This window comes from Extibacter muris, assembly GCF_004345005.1.
Lineage (GTDB): Bacteria > Bacillota > Clostridia > Lachnospirales > Lachnospiraceae > Extibacter > Extibacter muris.
In genome coordinates, this window is record NZ_SMMX01000013.1 from 46,937 (window position 1) to 63,806 (window position 16,870).

Genomic DNA, 16,870 nt, shown 5'->3' on the forward strand with positions numbered 1-16,870 from the left:
GGAGGAACTTAAGATGCAGACGATATATGAGTTTACACTGCCAAGGGGATATGTGGATGCACAGGGCGGCATACATAAGCGGGGAAAGATGCGGCTTTCGACCGCCGGTGATGAGATCCGGGCGACGAGAGATCCAAGGGTGCTGTCGAATCCCTCCTATCTCACGCTCGTCGTGCTGTCCTATGTCATCACGGAGCTGGAAGGCGTGGAGATTATGACGGCAGGGGTCATCGAACAGCTTTTTACGGCAGATCTGGCTTTCCTGCAGGATATGTATGAGAAGATCAATGGGGCGGAACCTCCCAGGATGAAAGTCGTGTGCCCGTCCTGCGGCCACATGCATGAAGTGCCTGTAAATTTTACACAGGAGGGATAACCCTCTACCCGGAAGAAGAATTGTACAGGGAGATGTCTTTTATCGCATATTATTACCACTGGAGCCAGGAAGAAGTGATGGCGCTCGGACACGCCGAACGGCGCCGGTGGTGCGATGAGATATCTGCTGTCAACAGAGGGCAGAGCCTGTCTGCCAATAGAGAGAAAAGCATACTGGAGTGGAAACTTTAATGAGCGATATGATAATGAACGATATGGTAATGAACATGAACTTTCTGCTGACGCTTGACCGAGAAGCGATTCCATGTAAGAGCATCCATGGATTCCACCGGGAATGTGAGCAGGAATACATACAGGAGGGCGGTCTGAACGGCTATGTGCATATCCGGCCCAAACCGGCGTCCGGCCCTTCGACGCTGGAGATTGAACGCTATGTGACGGGCGGATACAGGGACTGTTTCCCCGAAGGCGGGCATCTGGACCATGACCTTGTGCTTGAAGTTGGTAAATGTACGGACAAGGATAAGAGCCCATCGGTGAAGCTTACCTTCAAAGGCTGTGTCGTGACCCGGAAAAGTTACGGAGAGCTGAACGCAGAAAAGGGAGGCATCCTGGTAGAGACGATAACCATCAGCTACCAGGAGCTGAAAGCAGGTGACAGGCCGTGAGGAAAACAGAAGAATTCAACAGCAGGATTACACGTCTCTATGAGCGTGGGATATGCACGGACAGGCCGAAGAAGCTGTCCCACATGGAGCGGCTTTGCCCTGTCGTGCAGATACGGGAGGGGGATGTACGATACTCCCACCAGATGAACCTGAGGATTGACGGGCAGCCCCGCGTCAGGTTGAAACTGATCAACGGGCTCACCTATCAGGAAGAGCTGGCGCAGAAGACATTCATGCGGCAGGTGAAAAAGGCGGAGCTTGTCTATAAGAATGTAGAGCAGGCTGCCGATGCGGCACAGCTTGTGAGAGAGCTGGACGAACGTAGCCGGCGGCAGAACAGGCTGGATGAGATGAAGAAAGAGATTATGAAGGAAAGCCAAGAAGAGGTCCATCATATCGTGCGCAGACAGATGCGGGAGCAGACGGGGGCGCTGACGGAGAAGGTATACCGGCGCCTGGAGCAGAAGCTTCAGGATGAAAGACGGCGGCGGGGCCTCTAGGAGAAGGAGGTGCCGGAATTGATTGAGAAGGCCTGCATACAATTCATGGATATGGTGACGGACAGCGGAGGCGGCACGATGTTCCAGGTACCTTTTAACCCGGCACAGCTATGCTTCGAGGCAGGGCGGGAGAGGGAAGATAGGCGGGAACCGGGCATCCGTGGCCGGAAGGTCCGGCTGAAGATGAAGCTCATTTTTGACAAGAGCCTGGAGCAGGGGAGCGTACAGGAAGAGACGGAACAGTTCCTGGAAGCTGCGAGAGATCCACTTAAGAGGCGGGTCGTCTTCCAATGGGACAAGCTGTGTTTTGACGGCCTTCTGGAGCAGATGTCCGCCGTATACGAGATGTTCGCTGAGGATGGGAAGCCGGTGCGGGCCAGGATAGACCTCGCCATCGGCAGCCGGAGCGGCAGCATGGCTTCAGAAGAATGGTACAGAGACTATAAAGAATTATTTTCAATCAAAGGATAGGCAGATGTTAAAAAAAGCAGTATTGACCGTGCCCGGAGAGACAGGAGATCTGTATCCGATCGAGGTACAATATAATCCTTCCACGCTGAACCTGTCGGTATCAGCAGGAGCGGTGTCCTATGAGAACCCTCAGACCCATGTGATGAACAATCAGGCAGACCAGAATACAGACAGCGGAGAACTCACCCTGTCTTTTGACCTGATCATAGATGATGCGGGCGGCCGTGACGTGAGAAAGACGATCCAGGGCTTTCTCGGCATGCTGTTTCAGGAGAGTGCAAGGAAGATCATCTTCAGCTGGGGAGATGTACATTTTGCAGGAGAAGCAGAGCGGATGAATGCCTCTTTCGACATGTTCAGCAGCGATGGCAGGCCAATCCGTGGAAAGGTACACATGGAAATCGTCCAGCATGATTTCAAAGGAGTGGTGAACAGTGAATTATAGCAGCCTGAAGAATACATATGGCGGCTTCCAGCTGCCGAAGGCGGAAGTAGAAGTAGAAGGAAGAGCCTTTGACGGCAGGAAGGCAGGGATGCTGATTGAAAAAGTATATGTAGAACTAAGCTGCGGATATGAGGCGTCCAAAGCAGAATATCTTATCAGCGGCTGCGTGGACAGGAAATCAGGCGAATATAGGCTGAAGGAGCTGAAGCCGTATATACTGCTTGGGTCTTATGTCCTTGTCAGGATGGGATACAGCTCCGGTACAAAAGAAGTGTTCCGCGGCTTTATCTCCCGAACGGAATTTCTGAATGAGGACGGAGATTCCTACGTGAAGGTGACCGCAGTGGACGTAAAAGGCATCATGATGGCAAATTCTCACGCGAGGCAGCTGAAGGCGAGATATGTAAGCGATGCGGTGCGGGAGCTGTTTGACAAGCCGGCCTATCAGGAGATGACGGCGAGAGAAATCATAAAAAAGCTTGCGATAGAAGCTACTCCGGACAAGACACGGGGGAATGCCGACAAGAACCTTGTATCGATGGAAATGGTAACGGAAAGCGATTATGAGTTTGCCGTCAGGTGGGCAAAACGGTGCGGGTTTGAATTCTTCACGACGCTTGGCACGGTGCACTTTCGGAAGGCGTGGTCCGATGATAAGGTATATTACAGGCTGGGGCCGGAGGAAGGCATGACCCGGTACCGGATCTCCTATGACTTGGGCGGGCTCGCGGGGAAAGCTGAAATACGCTGCATGGAGGATGGCAGAGGGGAACTTGTAAAGGCAAAGAGGACGATGGACAATAAGCTGTCGCTCGGCCATTATGCCGGCAAGCTGGTCAAACAGTCGGAGAAGGTCTATATAGACAGCACCATCCGTTCAAGAGAAGAGGCGTCGGAACGGCTTGCGTATCTGTCGGGAAGAGCTGCATACAGGTTCGCGACGCTGGAGTGCGAATGCGTAGGGATACCGGAACTGCTGCCAGGACGGTTCATGGAAGTCGGCGGTCTGGGAAGCCCGGCGGACAACTGCTTCTATGTGGAGGAAGTGCAGCACAGTATGGACCGTGCGGCAGGCTACCGGTGCCGGATGAAAGGAAGAGCAGACAAGATCAAAGGCTGACGGAGGACGGAGAGATGTCATTGTATGATGAAGTGGAAGAGATAAGCGGCCAGCAGCTGAGGACGGCAGAGAACGGCGGGGAAAGGATATACGGAGTCATCCTGGCGGTCGTAGTAGAAAATTATAAAAAGGAGCTTCCCGGCATGGTACAGGTGCAGATACCGGTGAGGGACGAGGAGAATTCCATCTACCGATGGGCAAAAGTGGCCCACATGTACAGCGGCAGGGAGTGGGGGCAGTACTTCCAGCCGGAAACAGGAGACCAGGTGCTGCTTGCTTTTGAGCACGGCAATATCGAACGCCCCTTTATCGTCGGTTCCGTGCCGAGGAACAATGATAAGTTTATCAGCCAGTCGGCTAAAGAGCAGAACGAGATAAAGAGGATCGTATCACGGCATGGCAACGAAATTGTCATGCTGGATGCAAAAGACAGTGATGGCGAGAAAGACAGCATACAGATACGGACGAACGGCAAGGAGCAGAGCATTTCACTGGATAATGCGAAGAAGCAGATTGTCATGAAGGCGGAGGAGAAGCTGACGATCAAGGTGGGAGACACGATTACGGTGACCCTGAACGGCAACAGCGGAAAAGTCACGATAGAGGCGAAGCAAGTGAACATCCATGCCAGCGACTCCATGCGGTACGAGACGGACGGGGCGGCGTCGCTTTCCGGCCAGAACATGACGGTAAAGGCATCCACTTCGCTCAAGCTGGAGAGCAATGGCATGGCTGCCGTTAAGGGAAGCGTCATTAATCTTGGGTAAGCCGGCAGGCGGCACCACGGCAGGGAGGACTGCCATAGAGGAGGCAGAGGATGGAGGAGAGAGAGAGGCCAGGGCGCGGGATGAAGTTCCCTCCCCAGATAGACCGGACGACCGGGCGGTTTGTACTGGCGGACGAAAGCGAGAGCGTCAGAGACTCGGTGTATCTGATTCTGATGACGCAGAAGGGGGAACGTCCGGCAAGGCCGGAATTTGGCAGCAGAATACTGTCTTACCCCTTTACGGATACGAATCCGACCACGCTGCATGTGCTGGAACGGCAGGTGAAAGAGACGATATTGACACAGGAGCCGCGTATATCAGAGGTGGATGTAGATGCAGAGTTCAGAGCCGGAGAAGCCTGCCTGTACCTTCATATCCGTTATACCGTGGCCCGGACAGGAAAGGACGACAGTCTTACGATTCCGGTGGAAACGGCATAGGAGGACGGCAATGCTTGATAAGAGGACAATAGAAGACATCTGTGCAGAGATAAAGGCGCTGGCCGGCACCTATACGCCGGAATGGAACTTTTCGCTTGAAAGGCCCGACACCGGTTCTGTACTGGCATATATATTTGCAGGGCAGCTGGAAGAAGTAATACGTGCATATAATACGCTTCCGGATAGATATGAAGAAGAGCTTGTGCGGCTGCTTGGGATTACACCTCGAAAACCGGAGCCCGCAAGAGCTGTCATCGTGATGGAGCCATCCCCGGGGATGCAGGAAGGAACCCTTGTTAAGGAAGGGAGCCGTTTTTATGCGGAGCTTGCGGAACGTGACACGCCGGTCGTATTTGAATCCGCCCATGACATGTTCCTGACCGATGCCAGGATAACGTCTGCCTTTGCCATATCAGAAAAAGGCAGGACGGTCATCCCCCTCTGCAACGAAGAGGGAGCACTTGCCTGTCCGCTCACTCTCTTTTGTTTTGAGCCTTATATTCCATATAAGAACGAACTATATATCAGGCATCCGTGGCTGTTCCGGGGAGAATGGTCCGAATTCTCCATCGGCTTTGGAAGCGTGGACGCGGCAGCCCGGCTCATGGATGACAGCCGGTTTACCTTCTCGCTTCTTGCAGGAGAAGAGCGGATTCCGGTAACGAAGAAAGTAAGGCGTGGGGAATATATAGCAATAGGGCAGGGTGCGGACAGCGATACGCTTGTGATCGAGCGCAAAGGGGTGCCGGACGATGAGCTCGTTCTTCCGGCCATATGCTTTCTGGCGGGACGGCAGTCGGCACCGCCGGAGTATCTGTATGACGGCGCACAGGAGATCGCAGGGAATACGGCGGCGGCATTCGGGGAAGAGATCAGCCTGTACAAAGAATGCTATATTGGCTTTGACAGCAGCCTCATCCGGGAAGGGACAGAGATTGCAGTGGACTTCGGGCTTATATTTAAATCGCGCGAAGTGCGGGATGCCGTGCCACAGGAAGAGGAACTGAAGCTGATCAAGCGCAGGCCGGACCCGCTGGCAATAGAGCGGACGGCAGAAGTATACATACAGGAAGTATCGCTGTCCTACTATAACGGGCAGGGGTTCCGCAGGCTTCCCGTTCAGGAGAGCCTGTCCCATATGTTCTCAGGGCCTGACGGTGAAGGCAAGAGAAGGATATCGTTCCTCTGTCCGGACGACTGGGAGGTAATGGAGCAGGAAGGATACAGAGGACATCTGATACGCCTTCAGATCGTCAAGGCAGACTACTGCTATCATCGTCCCGCCAGGCACCATTTCCCATATCTCACGAATATAGAGGTGTCATATTCGCAGCGGGAAAGGCAGCTCGACCCGGAGCAGACGATAAGAAGGCAGGGGAATATGGAGACGGACCTGACCGGATATGTCAAGAGGAAGAAACCGGTGCCGGCTTTCCTGAAGTTCCCTTACAGAGGGGAGAGCATGCTGTTCGGCTTCGACAAGAAGCCGGCAGGAGGTCCGGTCAGCCTCTATGTCGTAATCAAGAAAAACATTAATTTCAGCGGTATCCAGACAGCCTTTGAATACTCCTCCCCGAAGGGATTCCGGCCCCTTAAGGTATTGAACAATACGGAGGAGCTGAAGAACTCAGGAACTATCCTTTTTGTACCCCCGGCCAACATGTCTCCCATGGATGTGGAAGGCGAGACGAGATACTGGATACGGCTCACGGCAAGGAAAGCGGCTGCAGACGAAGCGGTACATCCTGTGGCGGAGCATATCTATATCAACGGAGCGGAGGTCTGGAACGTAGAGCGCGGCCCTGTAAAAGCACAGTATGCAGAGCGGGCAGTTCCGGGCATGGCATTCCCCGCTCCGGCTGCACAGCTGCTCGATGTGAACATATGGGCAAGAGAAGGGGGGAGGACCGTCCCCTATAAGGAGATTCCCTCTTTTGACCTTTCTGAGGCGAAGGACAGACATTATGTGGTAGACAGGGCCGGGCAGGAAGTGAGATTCGGAGACGGACGCACGGCCAGGATACCGTGGAATGCCGAAGGAGCCGCATTTACGATGGAAATCGTAAGCTGTGACGGGGAAGAAGGAAATGTTCCGGAGAATGCCATACAATACGCCGCTTTCTCTTTGCCCAATGTGGAGCGTATCTACAATCCCCTGGCGGCATCCGGCGGCAGCAACCTGGAGACAGGGGACAGTGTGAAGCGGCGGGGGCGGATGCTGCTAGGCACAGGAGGAAGGCTTGTATCGGAACAGGATTACGTCAACGCGGCGAAGGCATTTTCCGGTACGGTGGCAAATGCATGGTGCGAGGTAAGAGGAAAGCAGATTATACTTGCAGTGCTCATGCAGGACTATGAGGCCGGGCCACATTCTTTCCGGCAGATGAAAGACGAGCTTACGGCATATCTGCTGCAGATGGCTCCGGCGTCAGTGAAGAAAAAGGATCTGCTGGTCCGGGAGCCTGTGTTTGTAAACGTGTCTGTAGAGCTGTGGGTTACTGTGGAAGAATGGAGACGTGCACTGGAAGAGCGGAGCCGCATACTGGAAGGCCTGTACGGCCTCTTTGGGCCGGTTAAGAGAAGGGGGCGTACAGAGCCGCGTGCCGGTTATGTGCCGAAGGAATCCCAGATACTTATGGCAGTGAGGTCCTTTTCCCCCATAACAAGGATTGACCATGCCGATATCACTGTAAGCTATGCGGATGAACACGGCAGGCATACGACGGAGCTTGGAAGACTTACCCGATCCCCGTTCATGGTGTGTACGAACGGGACGCATGAGGTACATGTATGATGGAAGAATTAGAGCAGTTGATGGAAGAGGCGGTATCCCTGGCCGGCATCTATTCGGAAGAATGGACGAACAGGAATCCGTCCGATCCGGGAATGACGATATTGGAGAACCTGTCTGCGCTCCACCTCCTGCAAAGAGAAGCTGCTGTACAAGTGACAGAGGCTGCAAGAGTCGGTCTTCTGAAGCTGGCAGGATTCATGCCGCAGGAGCCGGATAATGCAAGGCTGGTGGTGGAGCTGGCCCAGGAAGGCCCGTTCAGCTTTCCGCAGCATCAGAAGTTCTATGTGGATAACGTCTGCTTTGAGACGGAGGCAGGGGTGCGCAATATGCAGGGGCGGCTTCTCGGCGTATATGTAAAGGGGCGGGACGGATTCCGGGAGATAAAGGAGCTGAAGGACGGCGTGCCGCTGAACGCCCGTCCTTTTGGCAGCCATCCTTCAGCAGGTGACGCGGTATACTTTCTTTTTGATGAGCTTCCCTGTGGAAGGAAAGCAGGTGTGCGGCTGTATGCAGAGGGCATGGGATCCGGAACGAGGAATCCGTTCTCTGAGGAAGAGCCGGTGGATTTTGCCAGGATGCAGTGGAGCTGCCTGACCACCCGGGGACATGAGGATATCGTATGCCAGGATGGGACGCATGGATTCCTGCAGAGCGGAGAGATTGTCCTGTGGATAAATTCGGACCGGCTTGTGAAGGAACAGGTCGGAGCCAGGAAAGGATATTTGCTCTGCTGCCGTATCGTCGAGGCGGCATATGACAGGGCGCCTGAGATAGCGGCAGTTCATGGGCCCCTCTTCTCGCTCATACAGAGGGATACCCAGTCCTTTTCCATGAACTTCGGAGGCAGAGAAGACATCCGGATCTGGCCGGTCTTTCCGGAAGAGACCTTCCTCTTCGTATATGTAAGGGAACAGGGACGCGAAGATTATATCAGATATGCGGAGCATGCCGGACCGGGCAGTGAGGAGGTGCAAGGCAGATACTATGAGAAGCGCGAGATGGAGGACGGCAGGCTGCAGATCTGCTTTTTGGACGGGCAGCGCAGATACCTGCCCGCAGAAGAAGATAATGCTGTTGTCGTCATCTGCTGCAACAGAGAGATGATGCTGCACCGGGAGATGGGTGTACTGGGGGGATGGGAGAACCAGAGGCTTGACCTGCCTCCCGGCGGCTGCACGGACGCAAAAGTGCTCCGCATCGGGGTGAGACGTCCGGGGGACGAAAGGGGTGCCGGATGTACCTTCTTCCGTCCCGGAACAGATAAGAGGGACGGCGTGTACTACACATACGAGGACGGCAGCGGCCAGATCTGCATCCATGATGCAGGACCATATACAGGCTGCCATATCTTCCTTTCTGACTATGCGCTGTCCGTATGGGATGCGGGGAATATACGGTCCGGCAATGTACTGGCCTCTGCCGGAGGAAATGCAGGCGTCCGGGTCCGCAATCCTGTGAGAGGAATGGAAGGGCGTGCGAGGGAATCTGCCAAGGACATCAGAAAGCGGTTTCTGCAGGATATGATGCAGCCGGTCTCCGCCGTGACAGAAAAAGATTATAAAGAGCTGGTAATGCAGACGCCAGGGCTGTGCATCCACAAGGTTACGGCTTATTATGAGGAAAAAAGAAATGAGATATGCGTAGCCGTCATGCCCGGGACAGAAGGCCCCTTTCCCCGGCTGCCCCTTCTGTACCGCCGCCAGATAGAGCGGTATCTCGATAAAAGAAAGATACTGACGGCTAAGGTATCGGTCAAGGATCCCACTTACATACGGGTGGACGTGTATGTGACAGTCTCTGTGAGAGACAGGGAAACATGGGACATTCAGAAGGTCAGGCAGGAGATCGAGTGGGAGCTGGACGACAGGAGGAACACAAGGGAAATCGGACAGAGCATTTCTTTTGACAGCCTTTCCGGCCGGATACGCGCCTGCCCGGGGACGGGCCATATACTGGAGCTTAAGGCCATTCCTGCCGGTGTTCCGGGCAGATTCATCCGGCCGGGGACGGACATCCCCATCCCTCCGGACGCTGCCTGCTATCCGGGGGATATCGTAATACGTGAGGAGTAGCGGGGCTTATGAAAAGGTATAAAGTTGACGGGATATTCTCCGTGAGGCCGGGGGCGGAGACGGGACGCATCTTTCTTCCGCCTGTGGACAGTATGGAGAAGAACACGATGTGGGGAAGGCTCCATATCAGGATGCGTCTGCCGGAAGATGGGCTGTGCCATATCTATACGCTGGCCGGCAATGATCAGGTAATGGCGGGACAGCGGCTTGATAGCGCCGATGTGGATCCGGATAGAAAAGCAGGCCTTTTCCATACATACGGCAGAAAAGCCGGAACAAACAGCGAGAACGTCCTGCTGAACGATATGAGCGGACGTTATCTCTGGATATGCATAGAGGCGATGGGATCGGGGAAAGCAGTTTTTGATGAGATATTTATCGAGAATCCGGGAGATGAATTTATGCAGATGTTTCCGGATGTATACCAGGAACCGGGCGGCTTCTTCCAGCGCTATCTCTCCGTACTGTCCACCTTATACCGGGACATGCAGTCGAAGATAGATGAGAGCGACAGGCTGCTCGACGGGGAGAATGCGGACCGGGAACTTGTCCGGCTGTACGCAAGGTGGATGGGATTTGGAGGTGTCCGTCTGGGCCTGACGGAAAAGGAAGAGAGGATGCTGCTTTTGAACCTGTACTGGCTGAACCGGAGAAAGGGTACGAAAGCCGCTGTCCTGCGGCTGTGCGATATCTTTATGGAAGCCGGACCGAACGTCATGGACGTGGCAAAAGAGGAACTCTTCCTTGCGTTTGAACAGCAGCCCGACCCGGTCAGGAGCGAAAAGTTCTCACGCATTCTCAAGCGCTTTCTTCCGGCCGGATTACGTGTGCGCATCGTGTGCGGTCAGGAACCCGCCCGCTGCGACGGACATATATATATGGATGTCAATGGCGTGTTAGCGCCGCTCCCGGAAGGGAGCCTGGATACGGGGGCACAGTGTGGAAGGTGTACAGTATTGTAAAGGGGGCAGAGCTCTTGGGGTGGATAGTATTTACAGCATTTTGGGGGTCAGTCCCCGTGGGAGGTGTTGATGATGGGAGCTTATACGACGATTGCTAAGATCAGCGAATCGATGATGAACAACTTAAAAGAGCAGCTCGTGCCGGAGCTTATCCGGTTTCCGGGACAGATCGTGCTGTGCAGCCCCACGCAGCGGGAGAATGCAAGCCTCGGCATCTTCTTGTACGATATCCAGGAGAGCGAGGCCGTACGACCTCAGACGATGATCGACATATCCGTGGACAGGCAGCAGTATCCGCCTATCTGCCTGTCGCTCTATTATATGATAACGGCATACTCCGACGGAGACGTGCGTTTCCGCTCTGTGCAGGAAGAGCGGATTCTCGGTAAGATTATCCAATATTTTCACGATTACCCGTTCCTAGTGCCCGGCGATAACATGGCAAGGATCGAGCTGCAGAGGGTTTCTACAGAGGATAAGCTGAAGCTGTGGCCCTTTCAGGATGAGCCATATAAAGTCTCCCTCTTTTATAAGGTTACGCCAGTTGCTATAGATTCAGCAGTTACAAAGGAAGTCACAAGGGTGAGGGAACGCAGGGTCAACATGAAACCGATGGGACGTTAGGGACGGTGCATAGGCGTGAATTGGAGTAGAAGACGATGGATATGACAAGGCAGATGGAAGAAAAGCTCAGATATGTGCTCTGGACGGCGGATCCGGCAGAAGAGGCGGAGCCGGTAAAACCGGCCGTCTATGCGGGGCAGGAAGCGCAGATATGCCACATGGAAGAACGGAGCAGGCAGGGATGTCCGAGGCTCATCGTTGTCCGCGGGGCAGGCGGCTGCGGCAGGAGAACCCTGATGCGTAGGGCAGCCGCGCGGCTGAGAAAGCCGCTTATATGTGCAGACATGGAAATGCTGTATCAGTGCTGCCTTGAGAACGGAAATGCTGTCTTTGGCGTACTGTCCCGGATGTTGGCAGAGAAGAGACCGATGTTCTGCCTGATCGCCGGACGAAAGGAAGATGACGAGGGGCGGTGGGGCGAGCTGCTGTATGGCCTTATAAATGAAGGAATCTCCTGTTATGTGGTAACGGACAGAAGCATTGCACTGCCACGGGAGGGGAGCTATGAGCAGGCGGAAATCAGGCTTCGTCCTCCCGATATCGCCCAGCGGGTGATGCTCTGGGAATATTATCTTGGACAGGCCAGGGTCTCGGATACAGTAAAGGCCCCAGTTCTGGCGGGGCGATATACGCTGAACGCAGGAGCGGTAGCGCGTGTGGTGCGTTCTGCCGGCCTTTACCGTGACGGCGAAGGCAGAGACCTGGTTGAGGAGCAGGATCTTGTAAAGGCTGTGGACATGTATCAAAATGAGAATTTCAGCGAATTTGCGGTGCGGATACCCACGGCATATACCTGGGAGGATCTGATCGTATGTGCGGATACAAGGGCGAGGCTCCGGGAGCTGTGCGGCCAGGTCACGTACAGAAGCCTCGTAGGCGGCGATTGGGGCTTTTATGAGGGCAAGCCATATGGCCGCGGAATCAGCGCCCTGTTCTACGGCCCTTCCGGCACAGGCAAGACGATGGCAGCCCAGATAATAGCTGGAGAGCTCGGGCTGCCGCTATACCGGGTGGATATGTCCCAGATGATGAGCAAATACATCGGCGAGACGCAGAAGAATATAAGCAGCCTGTTCGACAAGGCAAAGGATATGGATATCGTGCTGCTTTTTGACGAGGCGGATGCGTTCTTTACGAAGCGGACCGGCGTAAAGGATTCCCATGACCGTCACTCGAACGGGGAGATTGCCCATCTGCTCCAGAGGATGGAAGACTACGAGGGCATTACGATACTGACGACGAACCTGAAGGACAATATGGACGAGGCGTTCCGACGGCGCATCAGGATGATGGTGGAATTTCAGCTCCCGGATGAACAGGAACGCAGGCTCCTCTGGCAGAAAGCTCTGCCTGCAAAGGCTCCGGCCGGAGATGACGTGGACCTGGACTTCTATGCCCGTCAGTTTGAGCTCTCCGGCAGCGAGATAAAAGAGACGATGCTGAACGCTGCATTTCTTGCAGCGTCAGAGGGAGGGGCGATAGCAGACCGGCATGTCAAGGCAGCGGTGAAGCAGTGCTATCTGAAGTATGGCAAGCTGATGCTGCCGGAAGAGCTGGAAGGCAGATAGATGAGCAGGAACAGGAATAGTGAATGAAAAAGGAGGTGGGAGGGATGGCACAGGCAGCGGTTGACGGTGCAGTGCTAACGTGCAGCTTCGGCACGGCGCCGTGTACGCTCCGGGCAACTTCACAGCAGATGTGCCAGGCGGACGGCAAACCGATGGCAACGATACAGGATATGGCAGGGAAGACCAATATATCCGGATTCGCCATGTGTACATCGCTGGCGAACCCGCAGGTGGCGTCCGCCACAGCGGCGGCGCTCGGCGTGCTCACCCCGCAGCCGTGCAATTGTATGGCTGCGGCACCATGGTTAAACCCGGGAAAGGCACCCCTTGTCAAAAAAGTGCCGTGTCTTAGAAGCGATGCAAAGCTGATGTGCATGAACGGCATGGGTGTCATAACGATAACAGCCCCCGGGCAGTTCAAAGTAAATGTGTAACACAGTTCAGACAGGAGGTGCCCTATGTACCAGTACGAAGAAAAAAAGAGGACACAGGTCAACAGGACCGGAATACCGGACCGTGTAAAAGAAAAGTTCGAGGACCATTCGGGCTATTCCTTCGATGATGTGAAAGTGCATTATAATTCTGACAGGCCTGCGCAGTTCCAGGCGCTTGCGTATACGCAGGGTCAGGACGTGTATATAGGTCCGGGACAGGAACGGCATCTCGGCCATGAACTGGGACATGTCGTGCAGCAGATGGAAGGAAGAGTAGTCCCCACGGCAAAGGTAAACGGGCAGCCGGTGAATGATGATACAGCGCTGGAGAGGGAGGCAGACCGTATGTAACCTTCAGGGATCTGAGCATAAAAAGGATGGGTGTGTTATGTGGAGCCATGAACAGCCGGAAAGAAAACAGAAGAAAAGTCAGACGGCAGACGGAAACCGGAAGTCCTGCACCGGCTTTCTGCCTGTACAGGAACCTCTCATTCCACGGACATACGGTAATGTCATCCAGCGGCGTCTTGCGCATATGGCGGAAACATTCTATAATAGAGGCACAGACGAAAGATAAGACAGGAGGATGCCATGCGTAACAGGCTGACAGAATTGCTGAAGCGCCGACCTGATGTAAGGGATGCCTACTTCATCTTTGCAGATGATGTCTTCACAGGCCATATGACTTACCGACAATTTACTACGATTTTAAAATTCAATCTATTGATCTACCGGAGGATTCTGATTGCAGATTCGTTTTTGCTCAATAATGCCCATCTGCATAAATTTTTGCTGGAAGAAGGTCAGGTACTGTTTGAAAAGGGTCTCATCGTATTCACTGCACGAACAGATATCTCTGGAATGAATGATCTGCTGCATCATTTTAAGCAGAGCGATACGTTGAATGACGGTCTTGAGATGGAGGACGTGAAGCGGATACTGGATCTCTACGATTTCAAAAAGACGATTCAGTGGGACAAAGAAAAGATATCCCAGAACTTCCGTGACAAGGTACGTGCTTCTTTGGATGTCCTGCCGATATCCGTTCAGGATGCGCAGAAATTTGCTAAGGAGCTGGAAGCTCTGGAGGCGGAGCGCATACTCACAAGACAGTCTGTCTATCATTATCTGGAGAAGCACTACGCTCCGGATGATTTTACGAGGCTGATGATAAAGAAATACACAGACATTATATATAGCTTTAATATCCCTAATTTTCTGGGTATTGCCTCTGCGTATCCGGAACGGCTGCTGTCCGGCGAACTGCTCAGCCCGGAGAAGGTGTTCTTTAGCCTTGCAGACGAGACAGACATGGAGGCACGGCTCCTGCACGACATCTGCTACCAGCCGGAAGATCTGATATCTGAGGATACCATATCATGCGACCACCCGCTGATGTTCTATACGATAGTGCTGGAGCATCTTAGTATTGAGGAGATTTTAGCAATCAGAGAGTGTGACAGCTTTTCCAGATATCTGGATGCATTAAGGAAGAATGATCCAAAGGAAATGACATGGTATTTTTACAATTACTGCCAGGAAAGCAATCAACTTGCTGCGGCAATGATTTCTCGGGATTATTCCGGCCTGAAGAAAATGAGGCATAAGCTCTCTATACGCTCGAGAGTCGAACATGTTACGAAGGGGATTATAAGCTTTGGACTTAATTTCGTTCCGTCACCCCATGAGATGCTTGCGCCGCTTGCGGATACTGTCATAACCGGGGGTATCTCACTCATCAGCCAGAAGGTAACCCATCCGCTGGAGAAAGAGTATAACTTTGACCTTATCCATGCCACGCGTGAGGCGAGGAAGCTGACGATTCAGGAGAATCATACGATACTTGACGAGACAGAAAGAGTTTTCCAAATAAACAAAATCAGGGAGAATGGAAATGATGGAAGTGTATAACAACGGATTCTACCAGGTATTTGACGAGAAGGGCAGAATCAGAATCGAATCGGTAAACGGCGGTGCCGTAGTCGTCCCGGTCACCGCGGAAGGCAGATATATCGTTCTGAAAATATACCGCCCTAACCTGCAGAAGATATTGCTGGAATTTCCACGGGGATTTTTAGAGCCGGGAGAGGAGCCGGAAGAAGGTGCCCGGCGGGAGCTCTTCGAAGAGATTGCCGGAACTGGGGAAGCGTTCCTCTCTCTCGGAACAGCGACGTTAGACAGCGGCATCTCTGGTACAGCCAATCATTTTTTCCTCAGCAGGAATACGTCATGTGATGCCACCCGTCTGCAGGAAGAAGAGGGGATAAAGGAACTGCTGTTCCTTGAGGAAGAAGAGGTCAAGGCCTGTATCCGGGATGGAGAGATTATCGATTCCTTTACCATCGTCGGCTTTGCGAAAGCGCTCGCCTGCATGTAATGAACTTTGCTTAAAAAAAGACCATCATATATCCGCCCGCCCATAATATATGGGCAATGGCGGGTTTTTATTTTCTTTCATATAAAGAAGAAATATGTCGAGAAATGATGAAAAAAGTCAGAATATATGATAAAATAGGAGGCGTTTCTAAGTATTTTTAAATGAGGAGGGAAAGGTATGTGGTGTACAAAATGTGGAAAAGAATTGGATGAGAATGCGGCAATATGCGAAGCGTGTGGCACGGAAGTACGCTCTGGTTACGTTGCGGCGCAGGAGCCTGAGAAAGCATCCGAGGAAGTGCCGGGGGAAGTAGCTGAGGAAGTACCGGAGGAAGCATCAGAAGAAGTATCTGAGGAAGTACCAGACGAGCCAAAAGAAGAGGCGGAAGTGTCAGATGAGGAAACAGAAGCACGAAAAACCGGTGATGAGAGCGGAAAACCAGAAGAAGAGGGGTACAGTATTCCGGCCGAGGGTGGGAAAAAGCGGTTTGACATAAGCGTTTTGAAAAAACATTGGCTGAAGCTGGCGCTGGGAATTACGGTCATCGTACTGGCTGTATATGCGGTCAAATATTATCAGGTGAAAGGTGAGCTTGCGAAGACAAACAGCAGATATAGTGAAGTGACAGCAGAATATAATTCTGTCTGCACGGAAAATACAACCTTGAAGGATAAGATCAATACGCTTGAACTTGAAAACGAAGAACTAAAAAATGGCGCTGCCTCCATGCTTGTATCAATCAAGAACTCATATGAGGCGCAGAAATGGGATGAAGTCATAACCGCGGCTGCAGAACTGCATGAGAAATACAACGGCACGCAAGAAGATAAAGAAGCCCAGGAACTAGCGAAACAGAGCCAGAGCCAGATAGATGCGGCGAAGGCAGCTGAAGAGGCGAAAAAAGCGCAGGGATATGAAACCGGTATTACGTATGAACAGCTTGCCAGGACGCCGGATGACTTTGAAGGGGAAAAGGTCAAATTCAGCGGAAAAGTGGTGCAGGTGATGGAAGGCGGCTCTGATATCCAGATCAGGCTGGCGGTGAATGACAGTTATGATACGATCGTATATGGTTCTTATTCTCCCGATACGGTATCCAGCAGAGTGCTGGAAGATGACCATATCACTATATATGGTACATCCGTAGGTACGATAAGCTACCAGTCCACTATGGGTGGTACGATAACGATTCCCGGCGTTTTGATAGAAAAAATAGACCAATAGCAAAATATGGTAATTGCTTGAAAAATCTGTCAAATGATGGTATGTTTAATCTGTATCAGTATCTACAA

The 16,870-nt window shown here is 52.9% G+C and carries 20 protein-coding genes; all 20 read left to right on the plus strand.

Annotated features, from left to right (window positions below; all coding sequences use genetic code 11):
- Positions 1-13: 13 nt before the first annotated feature.
- The 20 genes from E1963_RS14295 (at position 14) to E1963_RS14385 (ending at position 16,802) form a co-directional block, all read left to right on the plus strand.
- Positions 14-376: a phage tail assembly protein gene (locus E1963_RS14295; RefSeq protein ID WP_132279244.1), complete on the plus strand. Its 363-nt coding sequence runs from the start codon at positions 14-16 to the stop codon at positions 374-376.
- A 32-nt stretch (positions 377-408) separates the two neighbouring features.
- Positions 409-567, plus strand: coding sequence for a DUF6760 family protein (locus E1963_RS19770; RefSeq protein ID WP_201272048.1), 159 nt, complete (start codon positions 409-411; stop codon positions 565-567).
- Positions 567-1,004 carry a hypothetical protein gene (locus tag E1963_RS14300; RefSeq protein ID WP_132279247.1) on the plus strand — a complete coding sequence of 146 codons (438 nt, stop codon included), beginning with the start codon at positions 567-569 and terminating at the stop codon, positions 1,002-1,004. Before E1963_RS19770 ends, E1963_RS14300 begins: the two co-directional genes overlap by 1 nt.
- Positions 1,001-1,504: a hypothetical protein gene (locus tag E1963_RS14305; RefSeq protein WP_132279250.1), complete on the plus strand. Its 504-nt coding sequence runs from the start codon at positions 1,001-1,003 to the stop codon at positions 1,502-1,504. The genes E1963_RS14300 and E1963_RS14305 overlap by 4 nt, the downstream gene beginning before the upstream one ends.
- A 9-nt stretch (positions 1,505-1,513) precedes the next feature.
- Positions 1,514-1,975: a CIS tube protein gene (locus tag E1963_RS14310; RefSeq protein WP_132279253.1), complete on the plus strand. Its 462-nt coding sequence runs from the start codon at positions 1,514-1,516 to the stop codon at positions 1,973-1,975.
- Positions 1,976-1,979: 4 nt separating this feature from the next.
- Positions 1,980-2,420 (plus strand): CIS tube protein, encoded by a 441-nt coding sequence (locus E1963_RS14315; RefSeq protein ID WP_132279256.1) that lies wholly within the window; start codon positions 1,980-1,982, stop codon positions 2,418-2,420.
- Entirely contained in the window at positions 2,410-3,540 is a 1,131-nt protein-coding gene (locus E1963_RS14320) for a hypothetical protein (RefSeq protein ID WP_132279259.1), read from the plus strand. The genes E1963_RS14315 and E1963_RS14320 overlap by 11 nt, the downstream gene beginning before the upstream one ends.
- Positions 3,541-3,554: 14 nt before the next feature.
- Positions 3,555-4,307 (plus strand): phage baseplate assembly protein V, encoded by a 753-nt coding sequence (locus E1963_RS14325; RefSeq protein ID WP_132279262.1) that lies wholly within the window; start codon positions 3,555-3,557, stop codon positions 4,305-4,307.
- A gap of 50 nt (positions 4,308-4,357) precedes the next feature.
- On the plus strand, positions 4,358-4,747 hold the full coding sequence (locus E1963_RS14330; RefSeq protein WP_066574520.1) for a GPW/gp25 family protein: 390 nt from the start codon (positions 4,358-4,360) through the stop codon (positions 4,745-4,747).
- A gap of 10 nt (positions 4,748-4,757) precedes the next feature.
- Positions 4,758-7,541 (plus strand): baseplate J/gp47 family protein, encoded by a 2,784-nt coding sequence (locus E1963_RS14335; protein ID WP_167482209.1) that lies wholly within the window; start codon positions 4,758-4,760, stop codon positions 7,539-7,541.
- Positions 7,538-9,613 (plus strand): baseplate J/gp47 family protein, encoded by a 2,076-nt coding sequence (locus tag E1963_RS14340; RefSeq protein WP_132279268.1) that lies wholly within the window; start codon positions 7,538-7,540, stop codon positions 9,611-9,613. The genes E1963_RS14335 and E1963_RS14340 overlap by 4 nt, the downstream gene beginning before the upstream one ends.
- An 8-nt stretch (positions 9,614-9,621) precedes the next feature.
- Positions 9,622-10,575 (plus strand): hypothetical protein, encoded by a 954-nt coding sequence (locus E1963_RS14345; protein ID WP_132279271.1) that lies wholly within the window; start codon positions 9,622-9,624, stop codon positions 10,573-10,575.
- A gap of 69 nt (positions 10,576-10,644) precedes the next feature.
- Complete coding sequence (locus tag E1963_RS14350) at positions 10,645-11,199, plus strand: Pvc16 family protein (protein WP_132279274.1); 555 nt, start codon at positions 10,645-10,647, stop codon at positions 11,197-11,199.
- Positions 11,200-11,234: 35 nt separating this feature from the next.
- Positions 11,235-12,767, plus strand: coding sequence for an ATP-binding protein (locus E1963_RS14355; RefSeq protein ID WP_132279277.1), 1,533 nt, complete (start codon positions 11,235-11,237; stop codon positions 12,765-12,767).
- Positions 12,768-12,790: 23 nt separating this feature from the next.
- Positions 12,791-13,201, plus strand: a complete 411-nt coding sequence (locus E1963_RS14360) for a DUF4280 domain-containing protein (protein ID WP_243117745.1) — start codon at positions 12,791-12,793, stop codon at positions 13,199-13,201.
- A 24-nt stretch (positions 13,202-13,225) separates the two neighbouring features.
- Positions 13,226-13,552: an eCIS core domain-containing protein gene (locus tag E1963_RS14365; RefSeq protein ID WP_132279283.1), complete on the plus strand. Its 327-nt coding sequence runs from the start codon at positions 13,226-13,228 to the stop codon at positions 13,550-13,552.
- Between the two features lie 26 nt (positions 13,553-13,578).
- Positions 13,579-13,800 (plus strand): hypothetical protein, encoded by a 222-nt coding sequence (locus tag E1963_RS14370; RefSeq protein WP_145964192.1) that lies wholly within the window; start codon positions 13,579-13,581, stop codon positions 13,798-13,800.
- A complete protein-coding gene (locus E1963_RS14375) occupies positions 13,793-15,112 on the plus strand; it encodes a hypothetical protein (RefSeq protein WP_132279289.1) in 1,320 nt (439 codons plus the stop codon). Before E1963_RS14370 ends, E1963_RS14375 begins: the two co-directional genes overlap by 8 nt.
- A complete protein-coding gene (locus tag E1963_RS14380) occupies positions 15,096-15,578 on the plus strand; it encodes an NUDIX hydrolase (protein WP_167482210.1) in 483 nt (160 codons plus the stop codon). The genes E1963_RS14375 and E1963_RS14380 overlap by 17 nt, the downstream gene beginning before the upstream one ends.
- Before the next feature lie 177 nt (positions 15,579-15,755).
- The gene (locus E1963_RS14385; RefSeq protein WP_132279295.1) at positions 15,756-16,802 is read left to right on the plus strand and encodes a zinc ribbon domain-containing protein; all 1,047 of its coding nucleotides are present in this window, start codon (positions 15,756-15,758) and stop codon (positions 16,800-16,802) included.
- Positions 16,803-16,870: the final 68 nt, after the last annotated feature.